Origin of the sequence: Cyanothece sp. BG0011, assembly GCF_003013815.1 — a bacterium.
In the GTDB taxonomy this organism is placed as follows: Bacteria; Cyanobacteriota; Cyanobacteriia; order Cyanobacteriales; family Microcystaceae; genus Crocosphaera.
Map to the genome: position 1 here is coordinate 18,615 of NZ_PRLH01000153.1, position 10,796 is coordinate 29,410.

Sequence of the window (10,796 nt, forward strand, 5' to 3'; positions counted from 1 at the left end):
ATTGATCACCTTTATAAATTTCCTGTAATAAAGATTGCTTGAAGAGGTTTGGACAGATAACCATTTATACGAGTTAGACGAGAAATATCTCGTCCATGAAAGGGTGTATACATCTGCCTGAGCAAATTGGTAAATAATCGATTAATAAATTGGTTAATATTACTGGGGTCAGTGGGAGGTTGACGAAATGGAAAATACATAATACCTAAAGCTTCTTCTCCTTTAGGAACGACACCTAAATCATTTACATCTAACTCACGATCAAATTCATCCCAAGCTTGCAAAAGTTCATTCTCAGCAATGATGAGAATTCTTATAAAGTCGGGTCTCCTTAAGGTAGTCGCAAAATCGGCCTGACGCAGTTGTTGGAATTTGAGACGAAATCTTCCCCTCCCACTCACTTCTCGCCTCTCTCGAATCAGAGGTAGTTCTGTATCAATTAATATTTCTCGGTCTCGCTCAAAAAGCAAATTCCATTTTGCCCGTAATATCTTCAGCACCAAGGTTTCATGTTGGTAAATAGCGTAATTATCCTCTTCAGAAAAGGGACGCACTAAATCGAGATTGGTTACATCTACTTCACGGTCAAAACTTAAGCAGATATGTAAGATTTTATTTCTGGGTTTATTTCCCTTTGTTACGACGCGATAACTAAACATACGACCGAGATCAACTTTGACTTGCCGACCAGCATAATATCCAGGGATGACAACTCGCGGAGTCACTACAATTTTGCTTGATAATGCTGAATTTAAAGTGTCTATCAAAAAAACCAAAATAGGTTAGTGCTAGTGGTTCGTCTTGTTCGAGGGAAAACGTGCTATCCCTAAAGTTTAAAGATCCCCATACATAGTATTTTTCTATCTCAGATTCAAGGGTTAGTTCAGCGGTTACCCGTAGGGAATTGGTGGCAAACTTTATCTCTTGAGTAACTGGTTCTATCGTGATTCTGCTATCTTCTTGCCTTCTCCGAAACTCTACGCTGTCAGAAGTTTCACGGAACACAATCAGTGAGTTTAAATCCCATTCAACCACCACTTGTCCTTCTGTACCCAGGTTCGGTTTGACGGTTCCTTGTTGGAGTTGAAATTTTATCTGGTAAGGTTCAAAGGCAATTTCATGAAAGTAAATTCCCGTTCCTTGAATGAAAACTGGTGTAGTCTCACCTTGAGGTGTTAAATCATTAATGACATTAATTGTAGAAGGCTCTAATGACTCAGGTGAATAGTCAACAAAATATTCACCTCGTCCTAGTGCGATATTCCTCCGTAAGTAACGACTGAGAAGATCATCACGGAACTGGATAATCATATCATATCCAACAGGAATATTTCTCCATTCAGGAATAGGATGATAAGAAGAGTCAAAATCAATTATCAAATCTTCACCAAACATCCTATTAATCAGAGGATGTTCAACACTAGCAACATCTAGATTTATTCTTCTGGTAATCATAGACTTCCTCCATGTTTTCTAAGTCATGGGTTGGAGGAGCTATTTTTCTAAACAACAAGACTATGTATCCTTCAGTAATTCAACTTAGTGTAACCACTAAAATCAAAATAATCCCTCCAATCCAAACAAAAACGTTGTTATTAAATTCTGAGCGGATAAAATTATTCAAGTAGTTTTATTCGTAAAAAACAACAAAAGCTAATCATCTTCAACAACAGTAATCAACAATCCACATAGGCTATTTACCTTAACACTTGACTACACTTAGGTTCTTCTAAACCTATTAATTTTAGTGTGTCAAATAATTTTGTAATGATTGACCTAAAATTGAATAATGTATTAAAACTTTACATTTTTAATTATTGCACTAATGATCAACCTGTAGTGAAAATTCAATAAACTGTTAGAAATCTAAGCATTATGAAAGATAGATAGTTTAAACCAACTAAGTATCACAAAATTAAACCCGAGCAACACAGATTTTAACAATTTACTGCAACCGAAAGGTGGGAAAAACACTAAACTATCTACTAAAAATATAATACTAATGATAAACAATTCTGATTCTTTCTAAATCGAAGCATAACCTTGAGTCAATATACTAAACAGATAAGACTTAAAATCAAAGGAAAAAATCAACCCATTCCTTTGAGTAGCATGGGAGAAGGAATGAAAAAAATCTTTGGACTTGTTATCAAAGCAGTTATTCTTGAAAATGGAGTATTATTAATTGACGAAATAGAAAGAGGATTACATTACACAGCACAAACTAATATGTGGCGTTTGCTAATAAAAATAGCACAAGAATTTAATGTACAAATTTTTGCAACTACCCATAGTCGGGACTGTACTTGTGCTTTTCAAGAAGCATTAGAAGATACAGAAGATAAATCAGTTAGTAAGCTATTTAGACTTGATAATAAATATGGAAAACTTAGAGCAGTCAAATCTGATTATGATGAGATTTCTACTGCTATTAATCAAAAAATTGAGGTACGGTAGAAATAGTATGATGTACAATAAAAGTCAAATTATTTTTAATTTTATATAATCAAAAGAGTCTAAGTCTTCATCAGTATTCACTTTTGTTGTAACTTTTCTCTAAAATTAATTTACTTCTTGTCCTAAACAAGCTCCTCCACCGAACAATAAATATTGATGAAGAACATCAGAATTAAAAGAATTTCCGCTAGTTTTTGCTAAAAAAGTTCTTCCTTCAAGATATTCATCTACTGTGCTTTCTCGACCGTATATCTCAAAGACAACTACTAAGTTTGCCCCTGAATAACAACTAAGTTTATCACTTAAATTTAACTGTTCTTTGACCTTAGTTACCCCCCGATCAATAATACATAATCCTCCTGAAAAATTAAGATTATGTTCTCCTGTTTCATCTCTCACCTTTACTTCATGGGCGAATTTATATTCATCGGCAAAAGGACCGTCAACTATAGTTTTTCTGACAATTTCTTTCCCTCCAGAAAAACAAACTAAAACGGCAGGAGTAACTAACTCTGTTTTTTCTTTTTTGGCTGCCATTGCTGGTTCAAACCCTATAAACAAGGTCGCAAAAAGAACAATGAAAAGCCATACAATTATCTTAACCATATATATACCATTGATTTTACTAAACTCCTTAATAAGTAAGTATAATTAGCTAATTTGGGTAAAAGGACAAATAGTAATTTTGAGACTCGAAAAGGGTATGTTTTTAAAGTAACCTCAATAAATTTCAACATAGAAATCTAAAAGAAGAAAGTCATGAAAATATTATTAAACACAGCCCTATTACTCACTTTATCATAGCGGTTTTCAATTGAATAGATTAAAGTAAGGAAAACTAGAAAATATTAGTTTGAACTTAAAATGAAGCCTTATTCAAGAGACATTCGTACTAAAATTATAGAAACCAGAAATAATACCAATGAATCAACGAGACAATTAGCAGATCGTTTTCAGGTAAGCTATAGTTTTGTTAATCGTCTCCTCCGACGTTATGAGGCTACAAATAGTATAGAGCCGTTACCTCATGGTGGCGGAAAAAGACCTTTAATTGATTCGGAACAACTTAATATTGTGAATAAATTAGTTGAAGAAGATAATGATGCTACTCTCCAGGAATTAAGCGATCGCCTCAAAGAAAAAACAGGAATCCAGGTTAGCATTCCCACCATGTGCCGTCTCCTTCAAAAATTAAATTCGACTCGAAAAAAAAACACTTCATGCGGATGAAGCTCACACAGATAGGGTTCAAAATTTGAGACGAGAATATTGGACAACGATTGGAGAGGTCAAACTTTCTGACGCACGTTTTTATTGATGAAACTGGGGTTAACATAGCGATGACTCGTCATTTTGCTAGGGCAAAAAAAGGAAAACGAGCTTATGGTAAATGTCCCAATAATCGTGGGAAAAATGTTACTTTAATTGGGGCGATCGCTTTGAATGGTTTCCTTGCGCCTTTTACCTTTGAAGGGTGGACAAATAAAGAGGCTTTTCTAGTTTATCTTAAAGAGGTGCTACTGCCAAAACTCTGGCCAGGTGCTTGTGTGGTCATGGATAATTTACCGGCTCATAAAGCAACAAAAGTCAAAGAACTGATTGAATCAGTAGGAGCAAAAGTGGTGTTTTTATCTCCTTATTCTCCTGATTTTAAACAAGATTGAAAACTGTTGGTCAAAAGTTAAAGAATACTTAAGAAGTGTTGAATCAAGAAACTATAGTGACCTCAATCAAGCTATCAGTGAGGCTATTGATTTAGTCACTGATGACGACATAATTGGCTGGTTCACCCACTGCTGTTATTATGAGCCACTCAATTGAAAACCGCTATTAGAAGAGATTGATCAGTTGGTAGCGAGTAGACGGCCATCCCCATCACGACATCAATGGATATTAGAAGCATTGTATGAGAAAGTTGAAAAAGAAGGGGAACAGTTATGAGCGATTAGCCCCAAGAGTAGTTATTCTTGGGGAAATTTTTTAGGGATTAATCATTAGGAAACATCTCTTGACGGGGTGACAAGAGTTAACTACTATTCGTGCTGATGATTTATCTCAATGGGTTCATCATACTTTTGGTCAATCTCTGCTCTCCAAACGTCAAGCTTTTTTCTCGACTTGACCCTTTTTTCTTATTATTTAAAATTTAACGACATGAAAACTGTGTATGAAATTTTCCCCGATTTCCCCAATTTTCAACTTCCTAGTATTGAACCCCAACCGACAGCTAATCTTGACCATGCAATAGCCCCATCAAGTTTATATAATTCATGAGTATTCATTACCCAAATAGCTCTATTTTGGATCAGTGGATCATCTTTTTGCAAACTCCAGATTAAGAGATTGTTATTATCGTAATCATCCCAAAAATCGCTAAAAATAGCCGACCAATAAATGTCTTCTGAATCAAGAATAGACAATACATCATCCCAACCCAAAGTCCAAGCCCAATAAGCTAAATCATCCCCAACCCATATATTTCTTGTGTTTTCCTCCAATGGTTTGCCATTCAAAAATCGGTCAATGATATCTTTATCCTTTTCAAAATATTCAAGGCAAATATACTTTAATTGATCTAGACGTTCTATTGATAAATACTCTTTTGATAAATCCCCAAAGTCAAGAAGAATCGGTATAATACGACTCTCTATAATCTCTATATTTAAAAAAGGCTGAGCAAGCAATTGGTTGACGTATTCACTTGAAGACTCAATAAAACTTTCATCTTTACCAAAAATTAATGCTTTCCTAGCCATAGATACTTCAGAATTTTCACTATATATATCTTCAAATTTGTCTATAGATAAAATATCTTTCCTAATCGGATGATCTTGAGGAAATTTGGCAATAATATCAAAATAATAGTAGGAATCATATGCCCCACTATTGTACCAATCTCTTACTATTTCTTGAGCTTTTTCTATATAATTCTCGTACTCTAAGTCAAGAAGAACTTCTAATGCTTGGACAACATTAGTATTAGCTTCAATACATTCTTTGGAAACGGACAACCATTTTTCTTGGGAAGCCCAAGTATCACGTTGAAGATACTTGGGCTTCCAAGAATAGTAGTTCCAGGTTTTACCTGCCCTAAACTCAGACCAATATCTATCAATCAGGGTTTTGGAGAGTTCATTAATATTCACTATAGACATTTTTCTCTCTACCACTTTAAGACATGATAATGGAAACTTCCATCACGTATAACAGAGATTTCGTTAGGTCTCACACCTACAGCTCCACCATGTCCTGTATTAAATGTATGGTAATCCATTCTTACCAGTTGTCTTTTGCTCGCCATATTTATACCGATACCAAACAACTGACCCAATGCATTAGGATTATTACTACCAAACACTAAATTAATAGGTACCTTCACTTTACCAAACTTGACTTTCGCTGGTGTTGGAACAGCAACAGCCGGTAATCCAGCAACGGTGAGTGGCATATACAATAAGAAAGCTTTAAGAGAGTTGGCTCCATGTTTCTGTTTGGTTGTTGCATAACCCTTCGACCAATTGCCAAGGCCAGTTCCAATAGCTCTAGGGAAATTATAGCTTGCACTCTCAAGTGCCTCTCGGAAATTAACACCAGGTGGGCGTTGAAAATAGTTTGGTGAGTGCAGTGTAATAGAGGTTCCCTGTCCCATAACTACTCTGATTGCATTGATCAGATCGAAGAATCCTGAAACGGCTTCAACAGTATCAAGAACTCTAAATAAGAACTGACCACGAGTTGCCAGACTACTTAGTGTTGACCGAATATTAGCAGATACATTGAGTTCAATGAGAGTGAAATGTCCAGAAGGATCAATTCTATTGACTGGGTTGGCATCCCCATATAGATACTTATTGAGAGTGATCGGTCGACCCCGATCTCCCATCCAAGTATCCCTTTGGGTAAAGCGGCCAGTGGACGGTTCATAATATCTTGCTCGTAAATAGTATTGACTAAGTTCATTATCAAACTGTTCACCAGTAAATAAATAGGAATTCTCCGTATCTCCTATCTGTGTAAGAACTTGACCAAAAGCGTCATAAATGTAGCTATCTGTAACAACGCCACTTTCATCGCTCAATGCTCTGGTACTTCCTAACCCATCTACGTGATAGAAAGATTGTGCATTATTGCGTTCTTGGGAAATTAGATCATGACCATAAACGTAGGAAACCTTAATAATGCCACCATCGGTATATTCTTCTAATACTTGAGCATAGGGACGGTTCGTATCAATTAAGAAACGTGTTTCTTCCCCATTAACGGTTTGAGCAACCCGAACCCCATCCACATCGTATTGATTTTCTAGATCATTGACACCATCTCCATCCGTATCTGAGGCAATGAGACGATCTTCTACATCCCAGTTGTATGTAACGGTTTCGGTTCCTGTTGTCTTAGAAATAGTATTGCCGTTATTGTCGTAGGTGTAAGTCGTTTCAACTCCGTCCTTATCTTCCGTTAAGAGACGGTCATTCTTATTATAGGTGTAGATAGTGGTTCCATCCCCAGAATCAACCCGACTGAGACGATTACCCACATCATCATAAGTATATTCAATCGTCCGACTCGCTTCAGTTGCACCTGCTTCAAAGATGGTTTCCTGGGTTAAACGATAGAGATCATCATATTCATATTCAACCCTTCGTCCGTCTTGTTCTTCAACTGCGGTACGATGTCCAGTTTCATCTCTCGTATAGCGGAAACTGCTGATAACAGTACCATTACTATCTTCGGTTTCAATGTAAATTAAGCGGTTAAGCTCATCATATTCTCGACGTTCTATCGTACCATTGGGGAAGTTGGTTTGAATGAGATAACTGGCTGCATTGTAAGTGTAGGTTGTGACCCCATTTTCGTCATCTGTTACCGTTTTAATACGATTTTGAGCATCATAAGTGTAAGTTGTGGTTCCAGAGGGAATAGTGACAGCAGTGCGGTTTCGGTCCTCATCATAGGTGTAGAGAATTTCTGTTCCGTCGGGATCGATACGAGAAATGAGGCGATCGCGGTCATCGTATTGATAGGTAGTGGTTCCCCGTTTATCGGTAACACTGGCCCGTAACCCATTCAAAGTATAGGTCATGGTGGTATCTGTGAGATCGGGGAAGTTTTTAGCAATGAGGCGATCGCGTTCATCGTATTCGTAAGTAATGGTTTCCCCATTAAAGTCTGTGGTACTCAAGAGATTACCCACTGGATCGTAAGTGCTAGTGAAACGTTGTCCTAGCGGTAATTCTGTGGTAATACGACGATTTAAACCATCATACTCAAATCGGGTGATATTGCCGTTGGCATCCTTTTGAGCAATTAAGTTACCCAGTTCATCGTAGGTATATTCAGTACGGTTATTTAGTGCATCGATAAGTGCTGTCAATAGTCCTAACTTATCATATTCATAACGAGTCGTCTGACCCACTTGATTCGTTTCAGCAATTAACTGGCCTGATTCATCGTATTCTGAGGTGATAGTGGTTCCATCGGCAAATCCTTTACTGATTAAACGGCCTAAATCATCATAGAAAAATCGAGTAATTTGGCCGAGAGGATCGGTTTCAGATATTCGGCGACCACTAGCATCATAGGTTGTTAGAATTCTGGGGTTATCGCTATCATCATCGGTCGTCTCATCAGGTAAGATAGTGGTTGTTACGCGACCTGTTTTATCATAAACAAATCGTGTAATATTGCCTCGTTCGTCAATTCCTGCAACGGCGCGTCCAATTAAATCATATTCAGTGCGGGTGCGAGGGTTATCGGTATCATCATCTGGGGTACTATCAGGGTAAATCGTTGCAATCAGGTTGCCCACTGAATCATAAACAAATTGGGTTTTGCGTCCTAATTCATCAATTTCAGCAATGACTTGACCTTTGGCATCGTATTCAGTGCGGGTGCGAGGGTTATCAGTGTCATCATCTGGGGTACTATCAGCATAGATGGTTTCGATTAGTTCCCCTAGGTTATTGTAGACATATTTCGTGGAACGACCATTAGGATCAATGTCTTCAATCTTATTCCCTGCTGCATCGTAGATGGTTTCATTAATACCGCCCTCTGGATCAGTGAGTTTAATTACCCTGTCTTCGGAATCATATTCCATGGTGGTAACTAAGGTAACCTCACCATCAGAAGTAGTCATTGTTTTGGTTTCGGTTAATTGATTACCCTTTCCATCGTAGGTATAAGTGGTTGCATTGCCTTCTGCATCTACTTGACGAGTAATATTACCAGATCCATCGTATTCAAACGTAATTGTACCAGTACCATCATTGTAAGACGTTAAATTACCACTAGCATCATAGTTTAAGCTTGTCGTCCCGTTACTATAACCAGATATTGAGGTTAAATTGCCGTTACGATCATAAGTATTGGTGACGGTATTACCCAGAGGATCAGTGGTGGTTAAGACATCTCCAAAGGAGTTATAAGTGTAACGAGTAAGATTTCCTAGTGCGTCGGTTTCGGTGAGAACATTGGCACGATTATCATAAGTAAAGGTGGTCGTATTCCCTAGTGCGTCGGTTTCGGTGAGCATATTATTCTGCTCATCATAAGTACGAGCAATGACTCCACCCCTCGCATCAATTTCAGTGACAACGTTCCCCCTTGGATCATATTCGTAGATGGTTTCGTTGCCTAATTGATCCTTAACAGTTTGAACAAAGTTATTAGGATCATGAATTAATTGAACTTCTTGATCATCAGCATCAATAATCTTAGTCAAACGACGTTTTTCATCATACTCACTTCTGGCACCAGTACGACCTAAAGGATCGATGACTTCTTCTAGATAATGTTCAAAGACATCATCATAAACAAAGCGGGTAACATTTTCTTCTCGGTCAGTTACTGTTGTTAAGTCTCCATTATTATCATAGCCGTATTCAATACGATTACCATTGGGATCAATAACAGCAGTAATTCTTCTTTTAGCATCTCTTTCAAAGGTAATCTTTTGTCCTGTAGAACTAAAGACACCCCCATCAGTAAAGGTTAATTGATTGCCATTTCTATCTCTGACGGTTCTGGTATCTCCCGTATTCCCGTCAATTTCATAGCGAATGCCTTCTTTGGTGGTTAAGATATAAGTTCCGCCAAAGGCTGGATTACTGGGATTGTAACCTAAACTAGAGGCAAATCCTAGATATTCCCCTGACTTGGTTCTAAATAGGTCAAAATTTTGTACAGTTAATTCGCTTGTTTCCCCAGCATCAGCGACAAATTTGGGTTGCCAAATGCCTAAAAATCCACCTTTTAATCCTGGTGCTAGTTGGGGTTTAAAGGTAAAGGCTTCTCGTTGTCCTCCAGGAAGCGTAACATAAACTTTGGCACCATCAAAGAAGGGGTTGTAAATTAAGGAATCTTCAAATCCCGTTTTGGCGACACTGGTACGTAAGTCTGTATCCCGTAATTCCATACGCCAACCATAGCCAAAATCATCAATATCCTGAGCATTGTGACTATCATAGGTACGAGTCACAATAATCGGAATACCCGTGACTGGAATGGTTAAATCAGTAAAAGAGAGTTGATAGTTACCGATTTTTAATTCTCCTTCGACACTCACATTAACTTGGTCAATGGATATATTTCCGCCCGCATCTTCTGCGATCAAACGTAAAATATAACTATCGTTGAGTAAGGTTGACGGGTCAAATTCTCCTAATAAATCATCGGTTATAGAGTTAGTTCCCCTGGCAATTTCGGTGAAGTTATTACTACCAACCGGGGCAATTTCTAAACGATAAGAAGTCAGATTATCATCCGTAACTGTACCAATAATATCAGTCAGTGCTGTAATGACATCTCCATCACTTAAAGAGGTAATACTGACTATGGGTGCATTCACATCACTGGGATTGATCGCTGTAATGGTAATTGATTCTGAAGTGGTATTACCTGCATTATCCGTAGTAGTAGCGATCGCTTCAAAGGTTCCTGCACTTTCTAGGATTACGGTAGCACGTCCATTGCCATCTAAGGCAATATTTTGGCTGTTAAAGGTTAATCGCAACTCATCGACGGCTACATTATCCCTTGCCAAGACTTGGAATGTTACGGTATCGCCAATGTTAGCGCGATCGCGGTCAAAGTTAAGAATGATTTCTGGGGCTTGACTATCAGCCGCAACGGTAATCTCAAAGGTTTGGGTAACGGTTCCTCCACGACTATCGGTAACGGTAATTTCCACAGGGTTCACCCCTAAATTGGTTGCGCCAGGAGTCCAGGTAATACGCCCTAATTCGTCGATTTCCATGCCCTCTGGAGCTTGGGTTAAGCTATAGGTTAAGGGTTCTCCATCGGGGTCAGATCCCTTGATATCGTAGCGATAAGGAATG

General features: G+C 38.0%; 8 protein-coding genes. 3 read left to right on the forward strand and 5 right to left on the reverse strand.

The features are described 5' to 3' along the window. Nucleotides 1-11 precede the first annotated feature (11 nt). On the reverse strand, nt 12-725 hold the full coding sequence (locus tag C4E06_RS28255; protein WP_198648874.1) for a hypothetical protein: 714 nt from the start codon (nt 723-725) through the stop codon (nt 12-14). Further along, entirely contained in the window at nt 670-1,455 is a 786-nt protein-coding gene (locus C4E06_RS28260; RefSeq protein ID WP_198648875.1) for a hypothetical protein, read from the reverse strand. Before C4E06_RS28260 ends, C4E06_RS28255 begins: the two co-directional genes overlap by 56 nt. A 588-nt stretch (nt 1,456-2,043) precedes the next feature. Here C4E06_RS28260 and C4E06_RS20185 point away from each other — a divergent pair. Next, complete coding sequence (locus tag C4E06_RS20185) at nt 2,044-2,457, forward strand: ATP/GTP-binding protein (protein WP_198648876.1); 414 nt, start codon at nt 2,044-2,046, stop codon at nt 2,455-2,457. Between the two features lie 105 nt (nt 2,458-2,562). On the opposite strand, the gene C4E06_RS20190 is transcribed toward C4E06_RS20185, so the two are convergent. Continuing rightward, nucleotides 2,563-2,994 (reverse strand): hypothetical protein, encoded by a 432-nt coding sequence (locus tag C4E06_RS20190; protein WP_107670157.1) that lies wholly within the window; start codon nt 2,992-2,994, stop codon nt 2,563-2,565. A gap of 327 nt (nt 2,995-3,321) precedes the next feature. Between C4E06_RS20190 and C4E06_RS20195 the strand changes: the two genes are divergently transcribed. Then, on the forward strand, nt 3,322-3,687 hold the full coding sequence (locus C4E06_RS20195; protein WP_107670143.1) for a transposase: 366 nt from the start codon (nt 3,322-3,324) through the stop codon (nt 3,685-3,687). Between the two features lie 110 nt (nt 3,688-3,797). Beyond that, nucleotides 3,798-4,121 carry a transposase gene (locus C4E06_RS20200; protein WP_107670145.1) on the forward strand — a complete coding sequence of 108 codons (324 nt, stop codon included), beginning with the start codon at nt 3,798-3,800 and terminating at the stop codon, nt 4,119-4,121. Nucleotides 4,122-4,652: 531 nt separating this feature from the next. On the opposite strand, the gene C4E06_RS20210 is transcribed toward C4E06_RS20200, so the two are convergent. After that, entirely contained in the window at nt 4,653-5,612 is a 960-nt protein-coding gene (locus C4E06_RS20210; RefSeq protein WP_107670147.1) for a hypothetical protein, read from the reverse strand. Between the two features lie 8 nt (nt 5,613-5,620). Beyond that, on the reverse strand, nt 5,621-10,796 hold a 5,176-nt coding region (locus C4E06_RS20215), incomplete at its 5' end, for an RHS repeat-associated core domain-containing protein (RefSeq protein WP_232826317.1).